We start from the raw sequence: 19548 nt of genomic DNA, 5'->3' as shown, positions 1-19548 counted from the left end.
AATTACCGGCTAAACAGCACCCGCTCCCCTTTCTTGCTCTCATCAAACTGTCCGTTCTGATACGCCAGATGCCCAGAGACAATGGTATGCGTCACCACGCCGGGCAAAGTTTGCCCTTCCAGCGGCGACCAGCCGCACTTATAATAAATGTCATCTTTGGCTACCGTTTGGCTCTGGTTTAAATCTACCAACACCAGATCGGCCCAATACCCTTCCCGGATGAAGCCGCGCTTTTCTACCTGAAAACAGATGGCTGGGGCGTGGCACATTTTCTCCACCATCCGCTCCAGAGAAATCTTGCCCTGCTGATAGAACGCCAACATCACCTGTAACGAATGCTGTACCAGCGGTAATCCAGAAGGTGCTCCTTTATAGGTACCGGCTTGTTTCTCTTCCCAGGTGTGCGGCGCATGGTCCGTGGCGATGATGTCCAGTCTATTATCCAGCAGGCCTTGAAACAGCGCTTCTTTGTGGCGTGCTTCTTTAATGGCGGGATTGCATTTGATCTGGGCACCCAGCGTCTCGTACTGCGCCGCGTCAAACCACAGGTGGTGCACGCAGACCTCGGCGGTGATGCGCTTCTGCTCCAGCGGCACGTCATTCGCAAACAAAGCCAGCTCTTCGGCGGTACTGATGTGCAGGATGTGCAGGCGGGTATTGTGTTTCTTGGCCAGTTCCACCGCCATGCTGGACGATTTGTAACAGGCCTCTACACTTCGGATGACCGGATGCATGCTCATGGGAATTGCGTCGCCGTACTGCTCGGTGGCCTGCTGCATGTTGGCCCGGATGGTAGCTTCGTCCTCGCAATGGGTGGCAATGAGCATGGGAGACTTGGCAAAGATTTCTTCCAGCGTGCTGATGTTATCCACCAACATATTGCCGGTGCTGGAGCCCATGAACAGCTTGATGCCGCAAACGCTACGCGGATCAGTCTTCAGGATCTCCTCCAAGTTGTCATTGGTGCCGCCCATGAAAAACGAGTAGTTCGCCAAGGACTTCTGCGCCGCGGTGTCATACTTCTGCTGGAGCAGTTCCTGCGTAGTAGCGTTAGGCACGGTATTGGGCATTTCCATGAACGTCGTCACGCCTCCGGCTACCGCGGCTCTGGGCTCGCTGTATAAATCGCCTTTGTGGGTAAGGCCAGGATCCCGGAAGTGAACCTGGTCGTCAATGATGCCGGGCAGTAGGTACTGGCCCTGTGCCTCTATAATCGTATCGGCAATGGCATTGAGGTTTTGCCCGATGGTGTGGATGAGGCCGTCTTTTACCAGTACATCGGCGGATTGGATCTGGCCTTCGTTTACCAGTTGCGCGTTCTTGATCAGGATGCTGTTCATGGTGCTAAGTTAGTCCATGACTTAATTTATTCAGAAAGATTTTCTAAATCATTTATATCCCTTGTTCTACCGGTACTTTTCTTATTCTTAAGTAAATCTGGGAGGCTTATGAAGTTCACTGGCATTCCCTCAATATCGAATACTATCCTTCTAGGAAAACACTCCTGAAAAGAAACGCCATCAATCTGTGTAAGTATATCTATACATACGCACGGGAGGATAACCTAATTGCACAACTGATTCTGGCTCCAGAAAATCTTGCTTCCGTAGCCCTACAGCACCGAAACCAAATTCTGTCAATACGCTTAAAATCTTAGCCGCAGTCTCATCTGCCGGTTCAATCCAGACATCTAGGTCACCCGTGTACCTGGGGTAGCCATGTACTGTTACTGCATACCCTCCCACAATCAGATACTCAACATTATGCTTACTCAACATTATGCTGGTTTAATAACGCGACAAACTCGCTGAAGTCTGGGCTGAACATCTTTTCTGAATTGAATGTATTGCTGCCTTAGTACCTCCAAGGCCGCAAGTCGCTCCTGGGGAGTTTTTTGCTTCCAGTAATGAAAATCTGACTCCTGTTCCCGAAGCTTTCCTACTTTAACCACTTTTTCCATATGGCGGCATTTTATGCATTTAAAGATACGGGGTAATCACTGAAAAGATGAAAAGGTACTTTAACACCTTCTGTTTTCTGTATGCTTTCCCAAAAACAGCCCAATAACGTATTATAGGACTGAACGGTAGACACAAATCTCAATTCCGTACCTTTGCAACAATGATAGAAGAAGAAAACGAAAATCTTGCCCCAGTGCAAGACGAGAACATAGCCCCAGAGGCAATAGAGGAAACCGCGCAGGAAGAAGAGGCGCTGCCTAGTTTTGAGGATTTCAAGCTGAACAAGCAGTTATTAAATGCCATTGCCGAACTGGGTTTCCAGAAGCCTACGCCCGTGCAGGTTCAGACTATTCCGTTAGCTATGGCTGGGCATGACGTGATGGGCATTGCGCAGACGGGTACGGGCAAAACGGCCGCCTATGTGTTGCCGTTGCTCATGAAAGTAAAGTACGCCCAGGGCAAACATCCGCGGGCACTCATTCTAGCTCCCACCCGCGAGTTGGTGATGCAGATTGAAGAGAACATTCAGAAGTTCAGTGCTTACTTAGATTTGCGCACCGTAGGTATTTACGGCGGCGTGGGACCTAAAACCCAGATTGAGCGCATTCAGGCCGGTATTGACATTCTGGTAGCCACGCCTGGCCGGCTCATGGACATTTACCGCAAAGGCGAACTGCACCTGAAAGAACTCAAAACCTTGGTGCTGGACGAGGCCGACAAAATGATGGACATGGGTTTCATGCCACAGATCCGGCAGATTCTGGAAATTATACCGCGTAAACGGCAAAACCTGTTGTTCTCGGCTACCATGCACGAGCGGGTACACACACTATCTGAGGAGTTTCTGGAGTTCCCGATGGTGGTGGAAGTGACGCCGCAGGCTACGCCGGTAGAAACCGTGAGCCAGAAACTGTACCAGGTGCCCAACCTCCGGACCAAGATTGCGCTGCTGGACTACCTGTTTAAAGACAGAGAAACATTCAACCGTGTCATGATTTTCACCCGCTCTAAAACCAACGCCGACAACGTGAGTTCTTTCCTGGACCGCAAAGGCGAAGGTGGCGTGCGCGTAGTACACGGCAACAAAGGCCAGAACACCCGCATCAACGCGGTGGAAGCGTTCAGAGAGGGCGAAGTGCGCTATTTAGTGGCAACAGACGTGGCAGCTCGCGGCATCGATATCAATGATGTGAGTCACGTGATCAATTTCGATGTGCCTATCATTTACGAAGATTACGTGCACCGCATTGGCCGCACCGGCCGGGCTGAACAGAAAGGCGCTTCCATTATTTTCGCGAATGAGGCCGAGATGCACCACATTGAGCGCATTGAGAAGCTGATCAAAATGAAGATCCCGGAAGCTCCCTTGCCCGAGGAAGTAAAGGTCTATGAAACTCCGTTTGAAGAACAGCAAATCATTAACCGGGAACTGGACAACTACAAACGCCAGCAAGACCCCAACTTCAAAGGCGCTTTCCACGAGAAAAAAGCCCGTCCGCAGTACGAGAACAAAGGCAAAGGCGAAAAAGTGAGAGACCTGAAGAAAGCCGGCTGGAAGAAAACCAAAGCCGGCGGCGGCAGCAAGCGGAAGAGCCGGTAATTGTTGTTGATTGCTAGTTATTGATTGTAGAAAGTCAGGGATCGAGTTTTAACCCACTTTTCTAAAAACACGCTTAAAAACAGAAGAGCCGCTTAGTTTCCTAAGCGGCTCTTCTGTTTTTAAGCGTGTTTTACTCTATATAGAACAATCGACAATTATTTGAGAAACTGCAGGAAAGGCAAGTGGCTCAACTTGAAAAGGGTAAGTGTCACCGCGAATCCCCAGAAAATGGCACTCCAAAGCATGTGCAGCACAATCCGGCTTTTAGATACGCCCAGTACAATGGCCAGCACGGTGCCCACAATGGGCGTGAACAGAATGGGAGTAAGAAAAGCGATGCCAGACATGCCAAAGCGCTTCCAGACAGAAACGATACGGCGGTTCTTTTTGCTGAACATAGGCTTGTTTTTGGCTCGCTGTCGTTCTACATACCGGTCATGCACGGCAGAGCCAATCAAGGAGAAAAGCAGTACGCTGGTCATCATACCCGCAATGGTGAGTCCTACGGTCGCCCAGAAAGACAGGCCCATAGTTAAGCCGGCCAATGGCCCGCCAAAGAACTTGACCGCACTCAGCAAATAAACAGAAATATATTTCAGAACTGCAGCAATCATACAGTTGTTACCTCAAAAGTGTTCTCCAACATCATTCTTAAATTTCACGCAAGTCCTTTATTCCAAATACCTTAGAGACTTCAGCCTGCAAAGATACTTATTTAGTAACGCACCTTAACTAACAGTTATTAGGGCAAAAGAAAGTATCTTATTGTACTTTCTCATTTTTTTCACCGAAGGCTAAATCTCCAGCATCGCCTAGGCCCGGTACAATGTAAGACTGCTCGTTCAAGTGCTCGTCCAAAGCACCTAACCAAAGCTCAGCCCGTGGAATCTGCTCCTGGAGGTGGGCTACTCCTTCGGGGCTGGCAATAATGGCTGCTATAATGATCCGTTTAGGGGTGCCATACTGAAGCATGTCCTTATAGGTGAGCACCAATGATTTTCCGGTGGCTAGCATAGGGTCTACCAGAATCAGGATTTTATCTTCCAGATGTGGCGTGGCCATGTAGTCTAAATGGACAGACAGTTTACGGGCCCCTTCTACCCTATAGGCACCCACAAAAGCACTGGTAGAATGGTCAAAATAATTGAGAAAGCCTTGGTGGAATGGCAAACCCGCCCGTAGCACAGTAGCCAGAATAGGAAACTCCTGCAACAGGGTTTGCTGCGTTTGGGCCAGAGGGGTTTGAATAGTTTGCTCAGCGTACGGCAACGTTTCTGAGATTTTGTAAGCCATCACCTCGCCCAAGCGCTCCAGATTCCGCCGGAACCGCAAACTGTCTTTCTGCACGGTCACGTCACGTAACTCAGAAATAAAATGATTGGCTAACGAAGGTGTTTGGCTAAGAATGTGAAGACGGTTGGCGTCCATTGCAGGGCTGTGGGTTTAGGTTTACTGCTTAAAGATACGTAGGAGACCGGCTGCGCACCAAAACCGGCATAAAAATTAGCCACGCCGGGCACTTCACTGCCTTCAAAGTCGAACGTTTTGCCAGAACCAGCCTCCTGCTGCATAAGTTGGTCCAGCAGAAAAGCCATGGCGTTGTGCGTTCTTCCCTGCGCTGAACTGGCTCCAAACAAAAAGGTGATTCTGTGCGCTGTGCGGAGAATGAACGCAGCCGCGAGTAAGTTATTTTGATTTCGTACTTCCCAAATTTCGCCCGTCCCTTTCTCTTGGGCCTGCCGGTAAAGCTTTTCCAATCTTCGGTAATGCCGAGGTCGCAAACCATGCAGTTCTTTTCCTTTGGTACTTTGAAACAACTCCAACAGCGGAGCAATATTCTCGGTTGATTTCAGAACCAGCTGCGCGGCTTCAGCCTTTTTTAGATTCCGGCGGAGGTTGGTGCTGTAGTTTTGCCTCAATTCTGTAAAACCAGGCGCTAAAGACAATTCATAATTCGGCCGCAGCCGCGCAACCCAGGGCTCCGGCAATTCTAAAGTAGTGTTTGCCGGTAAAGGCATCTGGTATTGCACTTCCGCATAGAGGCCTGGCAAGAACGCCAGGTACTCCTCTACCTCTCTATACCTGCTGGCGGGCGTGGTCACCAACCCTAGTTGCTGGGTGAACAGCGGTTGGTACACCTTTCTCCTGCCCAGCCATTTCTTAACCGGTAACGGAAACAGGGAAACATATTCTTCGCCCTGCATTTCTACCAGCGCTTCCCATTGCCCACCACAGACCACGTCCAGATACCAGGCTTGCAGATACACCAACGGCTCCTCCGCTTTCCGCAGGCAAATCTCCCACTGCGCGAAGTTGAGTTCATGGTGTCGTACTAGCTGTATCATGGTTCTGGCAAGATACAGTTTTCATGCTTCTTTTGAGTTGTATCCTTTTAGAGCAGGGTCAATGCATTCCAGAGTATGATTGCTATTGATGCTTCAACAAACGTTTAGCAAGCCTCTATCTCACGGAAGTTGCAAACTTCCGACCATAGTAGGTCCAAGTTGAAAACTTGAACCATGTTTCACTAAAGCATTTTCACCCTACTTTTCCAAAAACAGGCAAAAAACAACTCAAGACTCAAAACTCAGGACTCAGAACTTCCCTAAGGCAACCTGTTGGCCTTGGGGAGAGTACACGTGCAAAATCCGTTATCTTCGTGGCTTCAATTCCTTTTTATGAGAAAAACATACCGTCTGCTGTTGGGTCTATCATTCTTGGCGGGTTCTGCAACGGCACAAGATGCCACCGTGCCGCTGAACCCCGATGTGTACCGGGTTATTGACCGTTACCACATTAAACGCAATACCGAAGACCTGCATACATCCTTCCGGCCCTACGGTCGTGCCCGGGTTGCCCGTTTGGCCGAAGAAGCCCGGCAAGATGCCACCTCCAGTTCCCCCACTGATGAGTACAACATTGATTACCTGCTCAACGACAACTGGAACTACACCCGCAACTCCCGCAACAATGAGAGCCAGCGGTCTCTAGGCCCGTTTTTCAAAAACAAAACCGATCTCTACCATTATGAGAGCGAGGACTTCACCTTGCGGGTGAATCCAGTCATAGGGCTGCAAGCGGGCAAAGACACAGAGACCGAAGGGCTGCGCTACATTAACACCCGCGGGCTACAGGTGGAAGGCACTATTGACGAAAAACTGGGTTTTTATACCTTCCTCGCCGATAATCAGGCCAAACTACCCGGCTACGTGAATGAAAGGGTTTCACGTGACAACATTGTGCCGCATGAAGCCTATTGGAAAACCTTCGGGAACGGCGGGGGCTATGACTTTTTCTCGGCCAGAGGCTATATCAATTATGCGGCTACCAAGCACATCAGCGTGATGTTGGGCCATGACCGCAATTTCATCGGGAACGGGTATCGGTCCATGATTTTGTCTGATTACTCGGCACCGTACTTCTTCCTGAAACTGCAGACGCAAATCTGGAAACTGCAATACACCAACCTGTACGCCGAACTTACCCAAAACTTTCAGCAAGCTGACCAACTCTACGACAAGAAGTACATGACGCTGCACCACCTCAGCGTAAACATCTTGCCTAACCTGAACGTGGGCGTGTTTGAGTCTGTGATTTTTGGGCGGGACAGGGGGCGTTTTGAGTTGCAGTACCTGAATCCCATTATCTTCTACCGCAGCATTGAACAGGGCCTGGGTTCTGAAGACAACGCTTTGCTGGGGATGGATTTTAAGTGGAACATCTATAACCGGGTGCAACTCTACGGACAAGCTGTGCTGGATGAATTCCTGATTAGTGAGCTGCGCGCTGGTAACGGTTGGTGGGGAAATAAATTCGCCCTGCAAGGCGGAGCCAAGTACATAGACGCCTTCGGGGTTTCTAACTTAGATTTACAGGGAGAAGTAAACCTGGCCCGCCCGTACACCTACCAGCACGAAGACCCGTCCAAGAACTACCAGCACTATTTGCAGCCCTTGGCCCACCCCATGGGTGCGAACTTTGCCGAAGCCATTGCCATTGTGCGGTACCAACCGTTGCCTAAACTCACTTTGACGGCCAAAGCCATTGCCACCCGCTACGGCCAGGACCCGTTACCCACCGTTGACCCACTGGACCCAGAAGGCGGGCTCATTGAGTACAACTACGGCGGCAACGTCTTAAAACCCTACACCACCCGCCCCGGCGATTACGGTTTTCAGATTGGCGATGGCGTGACCACCAATCAGTTTTACGGCGAAGCCACCGCTTCCTTCCAACTCATGTACAACATGTTTCTGGACGTAACTCAGGTAGTGCGCCGCGCCAACGCCAATGACAGCCGTTTTAACCGAAACAACTCCTTTTCAGCGGTCTCCTTCCGTTGGAACATTCCGCAGCGTACGCACGACTTTTAAAAGAAACCTCGCTCGCCTCCGGCGAGTGTGAGCTACTTGCAGCCTCTGGCTGCGTGGGGGTAGCTTACACTCGCCGGAGGCGAGCGAGGATAAGTTCAAATGTAGGGCAACCACAAGGGATTGCCCCTACATCTGGGAACACCCAGGCAAGTCTGCTTTACCCTTCTTTTCCAGAAAACAAGCTCTAAACACCTCTTGTACAACACATGCGGTTTCATTCCGGCAAAGCCGTACCTTTGCGGGAATGAAAACTTATTTCCGCATTTTAAAATTTGCGCGGCCGTTTAGCCAGTACGTTCCGTGGTACGCCATTGCCACCTTGCTGGCGACCATCTTCGGGGTGCTGAACTTCGGGTTACTGGCGCCTTTGCTGAAAGTATTGTTCGGGCAGGCCCACAGCATGGATGAGATTCCTGCCGCCGTCCCGGCCTTTGAATTCAACATTGCTTGGTTCACCCAGTTCTTCTACTACCATGTAGGTCAGATTATCCAAGCCGAAGGCAGCATTGGCGCCCTGCGCTTTATCTGTATCATGCTCGTGATCTCAGTACTGCTCGCCAATGTGTTCCGCTACATCGGTCTCCGGATTGAGGGCGTAGTGCGGGCGCGGGTGGTGAAAAACCTGAGAATGCAGGTGTTTGAGCGCCTCACACAGTTGCAACTGGGCTTTTTCTCCAACCAGCGCAAAGGTAACATCATGTCTACGCTCACCAATGACGTGCAGGAAGTAGAGAACTCTGTGGTGAGTACCCTAAACGTGCTGTTTCGGGAGCCTTTTCTGCTGATCGGTTATTTTGTGGTGCTTTTCTACATCTCGCCGCAGCTCACGTTTTTCAGTTTGCTGGTGCTTCCGGTTTCCGGACTGATTATCTCCAGCATCTCCAAGAAGTTGAAGCGCCAGTCGTCACAGGGGCAAGATGCGCTGGGGGCTATCTTAGGCATTATTGATGAAACGTTGGGTGGCTTGCGCGTGATCAAAGGGTTCAATGCGCAGCCGTACGTGCTGGGCAAGTTCAGGGAAAGCAATAGCCTGTACGCCCGCATCATTACCTCTATGAACAACAAACGCAGTCTGGCCTCGCCTTTCTCTGAGTTCATGGGCGTTTCGGCCGTGGCCGGAATTCTGTTTTATGGCGGTTCTCTGGTGTTGCGCGGCGAATCTGACTTAGGCGGCGAAGACCTGATTGCTTATCTGGCTTTGTTCTCGCAGGTACTGGTGCCGGTAAAAGCCATCTCCAACGCGTTCAGCAACATCCAGCGCGGACTGGTCTCCGGGGAAAGGGTGCTCACCTTAATAGACACCGAACCGTTGATCCGGGACCGGCCAGACTCCAAAACCCTCCCCGAGTTTACCAATGCCATCGTGTTCAAGAACGTCAGCTTCCAGTACGCCAATGATCCCATTCTGCAAGACATTAACCTGCGTATCCCCAAAGGAAAAACCATTGCGCTGGTAGGTCCATCGGGTGGTGGCAAGTCTACCTTGGCAGATTTATTGCCTCGTTTCTATGATCCTACCCAAGGCTCTATCACCATTGACGGCCAGGACCTGCGCGATTGCTCGCTGTTCTCAGTGCGGGAGCAAATGGGTATTGTGACGCAGGAGTCCATCCTCTTCAATGACACTATCTTCAACAACATCGCCTTCAACAAGACTGAAGCTACGGAGGCCGAAGTCATGGCGGCGGCTAAAATTGCAAATGCCCACGAGTTCATCATGCAATCGCCGGAAGGCTACCAGACTTTAATTGGCGACCGGGGCGGTAAACTATCTGGCGGGCAGCGGCAGCGTCTGAGCATTGCCCGCGCCATTCTCAAAAATCCGCCTATTTTGATCATGGACGAAGCCACCTCAGCCCTGGATACGGAGTCTGAGAAACTGGTGCAGGAAGCGTTGACCAACTTAATGAAGAACCGCACTTCCATTGTCATTGCCCACCGCCTCAGCACCATTCAGCATGCAGATGAGATCATTGTCCTGCAAAGCGGCCGCATAGTAGAGCGCGGCAACCATGCCCAACTGGTACAGCAAGGCGGCCTGTACTTCAAACTCACCCAAATGCAGCACACCTCATAAGCCCAGAAAAGCCTCTCTCTATTTAGAAGCCGTTTTATGCTTGTTTTCTCAGAAGCAGGCTTAAAACGGCTGCTTTGTTATTGCTGTGCGTAGAGTTAGCGCCAGCGCTCTACGCACAAGCCGGACAGCCAATCTCCAGATTGGCGCTATGGGAAGGCTGCTGGCACAGACACTCGCAGGTCTTCCAGACACTGCGAGGTCTCTTGAGTTGGCGGTATAGCGACAGAAACAGAAACTCCCCTCCCACTTTGGCAGGGGTGCCGTGCCCGCAGGGCAGGGTGGTGGAAATAGCCCCTTTCTTGGAAAACAGGCTCAAAACGCGGCTCCTCCATTCCCTACTACAGCTATTTCCCGCCGTTTGCGTACAGCTTAATATATTCATTATTCTTAATGTTTATTAACGCGTACGTCTATGGAGTCTGTGAAGAAGTTTCTAAATATTTTGGTGATGGTGTATTTGCTCATCGCCTTTCTGTTTCTGCTGCGCATTTTAAGCGTCTCTAAGTTTGTGGCTTTGTTTGACTTACCCCATGATGCGGCGTTCTACAACCGGCTGCTGTGGGCGGGAGCCGGTTTGCTGCTGGCAGAACTCTTGGTAGAAAACTTGTATATTGCCACCCTGAACCGAAGTCTGGAACGCGAGCGCAGGCAAGTCACCCAACTGAAGTCACAGTACTATGACCAGCAAATGGCTTTTAAGGCGCAGCGCTATGACCAGCAGGTTAAAAACCCAGGCGCACCTTCCCTTTCTGGACCTGCCCCCGGCAGCACAGAGCGGACCGTGCCTTCGTCCAGCCAGCAGAGGGGAACAAACATGGCCGCAGAGCAGGGTCCTATCATTACCCCGGCTCCTATGCCACCCACGTTGAACCCCCAGGAAAACCCCAACCTGCCGCCGACAGATCCTCGGCCTTTTGTATAATACATGACTACCTCTCCTTCTGCCCTCATTCTGCAGGAACTGCAACAAGCCCAACAGGTGCTCACAGATTTTCTGTCCCAACCGGCCACGCTCTCTTCCATTGATGCGGCGGCGCAACTCATGGGCAACAGCCTGAAGAACGGCGGCAAGATCCTTTCCTGCGGTAACGGAGGTTCCATGTGTGACGCCATGCACTTTGCAGAGGAACTCACCGGCCGCTACCGCGATGACCGTGCCCCCATGGCGGCTATCTCCATTTCAGACCCTAGCCACATGAGTTGCGTGATCAATGATTACGGATATGACCACGTGTTCTCCCGCTACGTGCAGGCACTCATCAGGCCCGGCGATGTGTTGTTAGGCATCAGTACCAGCGGCAACTCGGCCAACGTGCTCAGAGCCGCCGAGGCTGCCCGCGCAGCAGGTGCCCACGTAGTCACGCTTACCGGCAAAGACGGCGGCAAACTAGCTCCGCTGAGCGATGTGGAGATAAGAGTGCCCCACTTTGGCTATGCCGATAGAATTCAGGAAATCCACATCAAGGTGATCCATATTCTGATTCTGTTATTGGAAAAACAGATGGCTTAAGCCCGCCGTACCTTTTGCTTTAAATATCTGCAAGAACAATAAACTCAGTAATATGAGGCGTTCCCTAGTGCTTCTCCCCCTTGTTTGTTTCTGCCTTTCCTGTGAGAATTCGGCCCCGAAACAACGCATAGAGACATCATCAGTAGAGTCTACCGCTGCGGAGCCTTCCAGTGCGGCAGAAGATTCCTTGGAGAACCCGGCAGACGCAATCCCGTCTGCTTACCAGATTATTCCCGGCCAGCGCATAGGCCAGATTACTCTGGGAGATTCGCCCGGCCAAGTACAAGCCAATTTGGGTACCCCAGATGCTGGAGATGCTGCCATGGGCAAGTCACTTTCCACCTGGTACAGCAAAGGAACAGGTGCAAACCGGCACCAGGTAAACGTGTACACGGTACGGGAGAAGACGGGCACGCCCGAAGAAACCGTAGGAGTGCAGCAGGTTCGCATCACGTCTCCTGTGTTTAAACTGGCCAACGAAGGTTTAAAAGTAGGCAGCACGCTTCCTCAAATCAGAAACCAATTCCCCGAGGTTAAAGCCATTGCTTCCTATGCGCCCAAAGGAAAACCGCCGGTGTATATTTATGATGCCTCTTCACAAGGAATCGCGTTTGAAATAGCCGGTCCAGACAGCGTTTGCGTAGGGATTACCATTCACCCTAAAAATGCCAGCTCCACAGCTACGTACATACCCGTTCACCCAGAATTGGTGTATCTGCCGCGTGACTAAAGGCGCTGGGCCGCAACTTACTTCAACCTGTTTTCCTGAAAACAGGTTGAAGTAAGTTGTGGCCGGTTCTTCGATTTAGAAAGAGCATGTATCTCTTCATGGGCGATGCGGTGCTTGCATCATACGAATTTTAAAGCCTAAGCAACAATGGCAGGTCTGTAATGGTAGACGAGTCGTGATTATCTGTATACTACTATTTTACTGACTTAAGGAATTTAATTTGCCAAATTCCTGTTGGCTCACTCAAGATAAATTCAATTTAGCATCTAAATAATTATATGCTTGTAAAGACCTTCGGGAGTGCGGTACAGGGCGTGAACGCCTTCACGATCACCATTGAAGTAAATGTTTCGCCGGGTACTAAGTATTTCATGGTGGGCTTGCCAGACAATGCCATCAAAGAAAGTGAGCAACGGATTGAATCGGCGCTGAAACACCACGGCTACCGCATGCCGCGCCAGAAAGTAGTCATCAACATGGCACCGGCCAACGTGCGCAAAGAAGGCTCGGCGTATGATTTACCCATTGCGTTGGGCATTCTGGCGGCCTCAGACCAACTCATCACTGGCCATCTGGAAAAATACCTGATCATGGGGGAACTGGCGCTGGACGGCGAGGTACGGCCCATTAAAGGCGTATTGCCCATTGCTATTCAGGCCCGCAAAGAAGGTTACAAAGGGTTTATCCTTCCCAAACAGAACGCCCAGGAAGCGGCCATTGTCAACAACCTGGATGTAATAGGTGTCTCTAACCTCAAAGAAGCCATCAATTTCCTGACTGGTGACCTTTCCATTCCGCCCCTCAAAGTAGACACCCGTGATCTGTTTCAGCTAACCGTACACCAATACGCCGCCGATTTTGCCGATGTACAGGGCCAGGAAAATATTAAACGGGCCCTGGAGATAGCCGCGGCGGGTGGCCACAATGTGATCATGATCGGCCCACCGGGTGCCGGTAAAACCATGCTGGCCAAACGCCTGCCTTCTATTTTGCCACCGCTCACCCTGCATGAAGCGCTGGAAACTACTAAGATTCACTCGGTGGCGGGTAAACTGGGGGCACACGGTTCTTTGATGGCCCAACGTCCGTTCAGAGCGCCGCACCACACCATTTCAGACGTAGCCTTGGTAGGCGGAGGCGGCAATCCGCAGCCCGGGGAGATTTCTTTGTCACACAACGGGGTTCTTTTTTTGGATGAATTGCCCGAGTTTAAGCGTACTGTGCTGGAGGTGATGCGCCAACCGCTGGAAGAACGGCGGGTCACTATTTCGCGCGCCCGTCTGACCATAGATTTTCCGGCCAATTTTATGCTGGTGGCCAGCATGAATCCGTGTCCCTGTGGCTTCTACAACGACCCTAACAAGGACTGTGTCTGCGGCCCGGGGGTGGTGCAACGCTATTTAAACAAGGTAAGTGGCCCGCTGCTGGACCGTATTGACCTGCACGTAGAAGTCACTCCCGTTTCTTTTGACCAGATGACCGAAACCCGCAAAACCGAAACCAGCGCTGACATCAGAGATAGGGTAGAACGGGCGCGGCAATGGCAGGCCAAGCGGTTTGAAGCTTTTCCAGACATTCATTCCAACGCCATGATGCCGCCGCAAATGGTAAAAGACTTGTGCCGCATCAATGAAGCAGGTCGTTTGCTCCTCAAAAAAGCCATGGAGAAACTAGGGCTCTCCGCTCGGGCGTATGACCGCATCTTGAAAGTGAGCCGCACCATTGCAGATTTAGCGGGTTCAGAAGACATCAAGATAGAGCATTTAGCCGAAGCCATTCAGTACCGCAGCCTGGACCGCGAAGGCTGGGCCGGTTGATTTACCGCTGGTTTCTGGTTCATTGACTTTGACCTTTATCCTCCTTTTACTTCTCCATAGAGTGAAGAAGTAAAAGGAGGATATTTTTTTACAAGAACTGCTTCGGGCTGTCTAATGATGAGAGTAGAAACCAGGCTTGGTGCACTCATCTTTTCAGGTGTTCTACCACTTTCCATTTAGGCAGAACAGGCTATATTTACCTAGTTATCAGTATGTACTTAAACTTCTATTATCATTAACTAGCAACCATTTAAAGAGATAACCAGTTAAATAATGTTGTAAACCTTAAAAAAAAGTCCATCATGAAAAAACTACTACTATTTGTTGCCGCATTATTCATCACCTACTTTGCCCAAGCCCAAGAGGGAATCAAACTAGGCATAAAAGCAGGTGCGAACTTCAGTAGTCTCACCGGTGATGAGACCGATGACTTTGAATCGATATTTGGATTACATGCAGGGCTCTTCGCTGACTATGGTATTTCAGAAATGGTTTCCATTCGCCCGGAAGTACTTTATTCTATGAAAGGAACAAAATTAGAGATCAGTGATGCTGACGACATCATTATCAAAGGCAGATTTCACTATCTAGATGTTCCAATTCTTGCCCACATCAATGCCGGAGGATTTTTCTTTGAACTTGGACCTACCGTTGGTTTTAAATTGTCAAGTTCTACTACTATAGAAGTTGATGGAGAGGAGGTAGATGAAGAAGAACTTGGCCTTAGCGGTGAAGATGATGAAATGAAGAGTTTTGAGTTTGGCTATGCTGCGGGCTTAGGCTATCAGCTTCCTATGGGTGTTGGCATAGGCCTACGTTACCAAGGTGGAATATCCAGCATTAATGAGAATGACAATGATCCTAAACAACGTAACTCCGTTTTCCAATTATCTTTGAGCTATATGTTTGGAGGCAGATAAGTTGATGCTAACCCCGTTTTGAAAGGCCTGCTAGCAAGCAGGCCTTTTTTTATGCCTTTTCGTGTAAGCAGGCTCAAACCATATCAGAAGAGGGAATTACCAGATTACATTCCTATTTAAGGCCGTTTTTCCTAAAAGCGTCTAAATAAGCTAACTTCGGCCGTAGGCTTGCAAATTTTCGATTAGCGCATAGGGGTAAACGGCAACCTGCGTGTCTGGAGAAAGAATAGCAACGGCATTGTGTACATTGCGACCCAATGCCAAGCGGTTCATAGCCTGTGAAACACGTTAACTTATCCTTATAAACCATGAAAAAATTAGTAGTACTTGTAGCAGCAGTTTTCACGTCTTACTTCGCACAAGCACAATCAGGCATCTCGTTAGGCTTAAAAGCCGGGGTTAATTACAGCACCATTATGACAGACGAAGACGAGGGAATCAAGTACAAGCCAGACTTTCACATTGGGGGTTTTGCCGAATATTCTGTCTCAGACATGTTCTCCATTAAACCAGAATTACTGTACTCCAGAAAAGGAGTCAAATACAACTTCAGTGATTCTGAGCAATTCATAGACGGAGATGGCGAAACCCAAACCATTACCGGCGAGGTAGACGCTAAAATGAACTTCCAATACCTGGAGTTACCTCTCTTAGCCAAAGTGAAAGCGGGTAACCTGTTTTTTGAGGCCGGCCCTACCTTTGGGTATCTGTTGAAATCAACGATGGACATGAAATCCAGCTTCTCTGGCGGGGGAATGGACTTTTCCTACGATGGCTCTGATGATATCACCAAGGAGATGAAACGCTTTGAACTTGGCTATGCCGCTGGTATTGGTTACGAACTGCCTGCCGGCTTGGGCTTTTCGCTTAGATACAACGGCGGGTTGAATGATTTAGACAAAAAAACCGAAGAAGATGAGGAAATGGGTGATGTACCTTCAGGTAAAATAAAAAATTCTGTCTTTCAATTCTCACTAAGCTATAGATTTAGCGGCAGGTAATAGCTTTGCCAGACAATAAAAAAGGGGCCTCCAAAGAGGCCCCTTTTTTATTGTCTGGCTTTCAGCCGAATTCACTTTCAACCGGTAGCCTGCCAGCTCCTATTGCTTCTGCTGGTGTTTAAGCCTCTTTTTTCAGAAAACACGCTTAAAGAACAAATACATTTTTTTCTGGCAGAGAACGCTTAAAGCCAGGAACAGAGCTATTCCTCTTAACACACTGAACCACAACACATAAATAAAATTTATTATCTTTTTCTAAGTTGTTTAAGTACTGACGTGTGAAATTTTTACACAAACTTCATGTATAAAGAACCAACATTTTCTAGCAACACCGTATAATGGGGTGTGTTTTACCAGGACTCATCAGAAAAAGAGCCCATTTTTTCACTTAAAAACAACTATGAAAAAGATTGTATTATTTGTAGCAGCTATCCTTTCCTTCGCCGTTGCACAAGCACAGAATGGTCCTAGAATTGGTCTTAGAGCCGGAGCCAACTTATCTAACATCTCCGGGGACTTAGATGACCAGGACATTTATGATAACAAATTCGGGTTTGTGGGGGGCTTAACCGCTAACTTCAACCTCACCAGCGACGGCTTCCTGTCTTTGCAGCCAGAGCTTTTGTACTCACAGCGCGGCTATCAGTACCGCGATGAGCAGTACCAAATTGGCGGCCAAAGCTTTAGAAGCGAAGGTTCTGTGCATTTCAACTACTTAGATTTACCCGTGCTGCTGAGAATTAACGCCGGTGGGTTCTTCGTTGAGGGCGGTCCGCAAGCCTCTTACCTGTTAAGCATCAAAGATAAAAGCGAAAGCTTCCTGGGAAATGATCGTACCGCAACTTCCAGAAAAATTGAAAAAGACAATCTTTCTGAGTTCGAGATTGGGTACGTGGCTGGTTTAGGTTACCAGTTAGACAACGGTCTTAGCTTAGGCTTGCGCTACAACGGTAGCATCAATGACTTGGCAAAAGAAGACAGCGATGACTTAACCAATGCCCGCCACTCTACTTTCCAACTGACCTTAGGCTTCCTGTTCCCTAGCCGGTAAGAAGAATATTCTTTAGAAACCTCTTAAAAGGAGAATCTGCTGCGGCAGGTTCTCCTTTTTTATTACCTCATTTTAAGGCAATTATCTTAAAAACAACCCTAAAACAGGACTACTAAATCTTACTTCTAACATTTAGGCATAGTGTTTGTAAAATACCTGACAACAAGGGAACTAAATCTTAACTTTTAAAAACATGAAAAAACTTTTCGTATTGGTGTTTGCGGTCATCGCTTCTTATGCGGCCCAGGCACAAACCACCTTCGGGATTAAAGGCGGGGTAAACTATTCCAACCTTTCCGGCGATCTGAAGGATGAAGCAAGGTTCAATAACAAGGTGGGCTTCTCTGGCGGCGTGTACCTGAACGTACCCGTGGTAGGCGACTTCTTTTCCATTCAGCCCGAAGTGCTGTATTCCAACAAAGGTTTCAAGTATGATGATCAAACCTATACAGATCCGTTGGGCTTAACCACTTACCGCAAAGAAGGAACCGCCAATTTCAACTATGTAGATGTACCCGTGTTAGCCAGAGTAAAAGCCGGTCCTATTTTCTTTGAAGCGGGTCCGCAGGTATCTTACTTGGTAAGCGTCAATGACAAGACCAAGACCTTTAGAAATGATGAGTTACAAGACGCCACCACTAGCTCTAAAAGCAAAGAGGGGTACTCAGATTTTGAAGTAGGGTATGCCGCCGGACTTGGTTTCGCTACGCAACGGGGCATCAGCTTAGGGTTACGGTACAACGGCGCCTTCTCTGACTTAACCGATGACTCGCCTGCCAGAGGCGACTTCAAAGATGCCCGTCATTCTTTGTTTCAGCTAAGCGTAGGTTTCCCCATCAGTCGGTAATCTATTCTGAAGCGAATCAGATTCACACGTAAAAACAGAGAGCCCCGCTTAATGGCGGGGCTCTCTGTTTTTACGCTATTTTAACGGAAACAACCTTAAAGCGCGTTTACGCCTGTTGCTGGTGTAACGCCGTAAAGTGCTGGTAAAACAACGGAATGGTTTCTATGCCTTTCATGAAGTTGAACACGCCAAAATGCTCATTGGGGGAGTGAATGGCGTCTGAATCTAGCCCGAAGCCCATCAATACCGTATCCGTCTCCAGCTCAGATTTGAACATGGCTACAATGGGAATACTGCCCCCGCTGCGCACCGGCACCGGCTTCTTCCCAAAGGTATCTTCCATGGCTCTAGCCGCCGCCTGATACCCCGCCGATATGGTGGGTGTTACCACCGGTTCCCCGCCGTGATGCGGCTTCACTACTACCTTTACGCTGGGCGGGGCAATAGATTCAAAATGCTTCTGGAACAACGCACTGATTTCTTCTGACGATTGATGCGGCACCAGACGCATAGAAATCTTCGCGAAGGCTTTGGACGGAATCACCGTTTTAGCGCCTTCGCCGGTGTAGCCGCCCCAGATGCCATTCACGTCCAGCGTAGGCCTGATGGAGTTGCGCTCCATGGTAGAATATCCTTCTTCGCCGTGTACATCAGACAAATCAAGGGCTTGCTTATAAGCATCCAGGCTAAACGGAGCGCGGGCCATCTCGGCACGTTCCTCAGTGCTTAGTTCCTCTACGTTGTCATAGAACCCCGGAATGGTAATGTGGTTGTTTTCATCATGCAAAGATGCAATCATCTTGCAGAGAATGTTGATAGGGTTTGCCACTGCGCCGCCGTACAACCCGGAGTGCAGGTCACGGTTAGGGCCGGTTACTTCCACCTCGTGGTAACTCAATCCGCGCAAGCCGGTAGTCACGGAAGGCACGTCATTGGCCAGCATGCCGGTGTCGGAAATCACGATGATATCGGCGGTGAGCCGTTCTTTGTTTTCTTTCACGAAAGTAGCCAGATTCACGGAGCCTACTTCTTCTTCGCCCTCAATCATGAACTTCACGTTGCAGGGCAAAGCTTTTTGCTGCATCATGGTCTCAAAGGCTTTCACGTGCATGTAGGTTTGGCCTTTGTCATCGCAGGCACCGCGGGCGTAGATTTTTTCGTCTTTGATGACCGGCTCAAACGGCGGCGAATTCCAGAGTTCATAGGGATCAGCAGGCTGCACATCATAGTGCCCGTAGACCAGCACCGTAGGCAGAGCCGGGTCTATGATTTTCTCGGCGTACACAATCGGGTTCCCTGCTGTCTGGAACAACTGAGCGTTCTCGGCTCCGGCGGCTTCCAACTTCTCTCTCAAAAACTCGGCGGCCCGCAGCACGTCTCCTTTGAAAGAAAGGTCGGCGCTCACCGAGGGAATGCGTAACAACTCCAGCAACTCTTGCAGAAACCGGTCTTTGTTCTCTTCAATATAGGCTTTCATAGGATAGGGTTGATGTTGGGTGAAGTTATAACAAAATGTGCCCTTCTCCTTACAACAAAGTGTTTTTGGGGTGTTTTCCTGAAAGCAGCTTTAAAACATGAGGTTTGTTGTTCCCTTGGCTTGGCTGCTTGATACGTGAGTAGAGGGAGGTGCATGCCTTATGCTGTTGCCTTGGGTTGTCTGC

At 49.6% G+C, this 19548-nt stretch carries 17 protein-coding genes; 11 read left to right on the top strand and 6 right to left on the bottom strand.

What is annotated here, in order from left to right; genetic code table 11:
• Positions 1-2: 2 nt before the first annotated feature.
• Positions 3-1340, bottom strand: a complete 1338-nt coding sequence (locus ACY0JR_RS20405) for a dihydroorotase (protein ID WP_462636018.1) — start codon at positions 1338-1340, stop codon at positions 3-5.
• 781 nt (positions 1341-2121) lie between these two features.
• Between ACY0JR_RS20405 and ACY0JR_RS20400 the strand changes: the two genes are divergently transcribed.
• The gene (locus tag ACY0JR_RS20400; RefSeq protein WP_462636017.1) at positions 2122-3561 is read left to right on the top strand and encodes a DEAD/DEAH box helicase; all 1440 of its coding nucleotides are present in this window, start codon (positions 2122-2124) and stop codon (positions 3559-3561) included.
• 155 nt (positions 3562-3716) lie between these two features.
• On the opposite strand, the gene ACY0JR_RS20395 is transcribed toward ACY0JR_RS20400, so the two are convergent.
• From ACY0JR_RS20395 to ACY0JR_RS20385, 3 genes are all read right to left on the bottom strand, one after another.
• Positions 3717-4175: a hypothetical protein gene (locus tag ACY0JR_RS20395; protein WP_462636016.1), complete on the bottom strand. Its 459-nt coding sequence runs from the start codon at positions 4173-4175 to the stop codon at positions 3717-3719.
• 148 nt (positions 4176-4323) lie between these two features.
• Complete coding sequence (gene upp, locus ACY0JR_RS20390) at positions 4324-4989, bottom strand: uracil phosphoribosyltransferase (protein WP_462636015.1); 666 nt, start codon at positions 4987-4989, stop codon at positions 4324-4326.
• Positions 4944-5906, bottom strand: a complete 963-nt coding sequence (locus tag ACY0JR_RS20385) for a GNAT family N-acetyltransferase (protein ID WP_462636014.1) — start codon at positions 5904-5906, stop codon at positions 4944-4946. The genes upp and ACY0JR_RS20385 overlap by 46 nt, the downstream gene beginning before the upstream one ends.
• Before the next feature lie 333 nt (positions 5907-6239).
• Here ACY0JR_RS20385 and ACY0JR_RS20380 point away from each other — a divergent pair, with 333 nt between their 5' ends.
• The gene (locus ACY0JR_RS20380; protein WP_462636013.1) at positions 6240-7934 is read left to right on the top strand and encodes a hypothetical protein; all 1695 of its coding nucleotides are present in this window, start codon (positions 6240-6242) and stop codon (positions 7932-7934) included.
• 244 nt (positions 7935-8178) lie between these two features.
• Positions 8179-10011 carry an ABC transporter ATP-binding protein gene (locus tag ACY0JR_RS20375; RefSeq protein WP_462636012.1) on the top strand — a complete coding sequence of 611 codons (1833 nt, stop codon included), beginning with the start codon at positions 8179-8181 and terminating at the stop codon, positions 10009-10011.
• A 109-nt stretch (positions 10012-10120) separates the two neighbouring features.
• On the opposite strand, the gene ACY0JR_RS20370 is transcribed toward ACY0JR_RS20375, so the two are convergent.
• On the bottom strand, positions 10121-10393 hold the full coding sequence (locus ACY0JR_RS20370) for a hypothetical protein (RefSeq protein WP_462636011.1): 273 nt from the start codon (positions 10391-10393) through the stop codon (positions 10121-10123).
• Between the two features lie 30 nt (positions 10394-10423).
• On the opposite strand from ACY0JR_RS20370, the gene ACY0JR_RS20365 reads away from it, so the two are divergent.
• From ACY0JR_RS20365 to ACY0JR_RS20330, 8 genes are all read left to right on the top strand, one after another.
• Positions 10424-10933 (top strand): hypothetical protein, encoded by a 510-nt coding sequence (locus ACY0JR_RS20365; RefSeq protein WP_462636010.1) that lies wholly within the window; start codon positions 10424-10426, stop codon positions 10931-10933.
• Between the two features lie 3 nt (positions 10934-10936).
• Positions 10937-11521 (top strand): D-sedoheptulose 7-phosphate isomerase, encoded by a 585-nt coding sequence (gene lpcA, locus ACY0JR_RS20360; RefSeq protein ID WP_462636009.1) that lies wholly within the window; start codon positions 10937-10939, stop codon positions 11519-11521.
• 52 nt (positions 11522-11573) lie between these two features.
• Positions 11574-12251: a hypothetical protein gene (locus ACY0JR_RS20355; protein ID WP_462636008.1), complete on the top strand. Its 678-nt coding sequence runs from the start codon at positions 11574-11576 to the stop codon at positions 12249-12251.
• A gap of 278 nt (positions 12252-12529) precedes the next feature.
• The gene (locus tag ACY0JR_RS20350; protein ID WP_462636007.1) at positions 12530-14068 is read left to right on the top strand and encodes a YifB family Mg chelatase-like AAA ATPase; all 1539 of its coding nucleotides are present in this window, start codon (positions 12530-12532) and stop codon (positions 14066-14068) included.
• A 302-nt stretch (positions 14069-14370) separates the two neighbouring features.
• Complete coding sequence (locus ACY0JR_RS20345) at positions 14371-14988, top strand: porin family protein (RefSeq protein WP_462636006.1); 618 nt, start codon at positions 14371-14373, stop codon at positions 14986-14988.
• Positions 14989-15296: 308 nt separating this feature from the next.
• Positions 15297-15989: a porin family protein gene (locus ACY0JR_RS20340; protein ID WP_462636005.1), complete on the top strand. Its 693-nt coding sequence runs from the start codon at positions 15297-15299 to the stop codon at positions 15987-15989.
• 400 nt (positions 15990-16389) lie between these two features.
• Positions 16390-17040, top strand: a complete 651-nt coding sequence (locus ACY0JR_RS20335) for a porin family protein (protein ID WP_462636004.1) — start codon at positions 16390-16392, stop codon at positions 17038-17040.
• Between the two features lie 193 nt (positions 17041-17233).
• Positions 17234-17887, top strand: a complete 654-nt coding sequence (locus tag ACY0JR_RS20330) for a porin family protein (RefSeq protein WP_462636003.1) — start codon at positions 17234-17236, stop codon at positions 17885-17887.
• Positions 17888-17993: 106 nt separating this feature from the next.
• On the opposite strand, the gene ACY0JR_RS20325 is transcribed toward ACY0JR_RS20330, so the two are convergent.
• Positions 17994-19364 carry a dipeptidase gene (locus tag ACY0JR_RS20325; protein WP_462636002.1) on the bottom strand — a complete coding sequence of 457 codons (1371 nt, stop codon included), beginning with the start codon at positions 19362-19364 and terminating at the stop codon, positions 17994-17996.
• Positions 19365-19548: the final 184 nt, after the last annotated feature.

It is taken from the genome of Rufibacter sp. JT3400010, from assembly GCF_054956755.1.
This window is presented reverse-complemented; position numbering and strand designations above follow the sequence as displayed.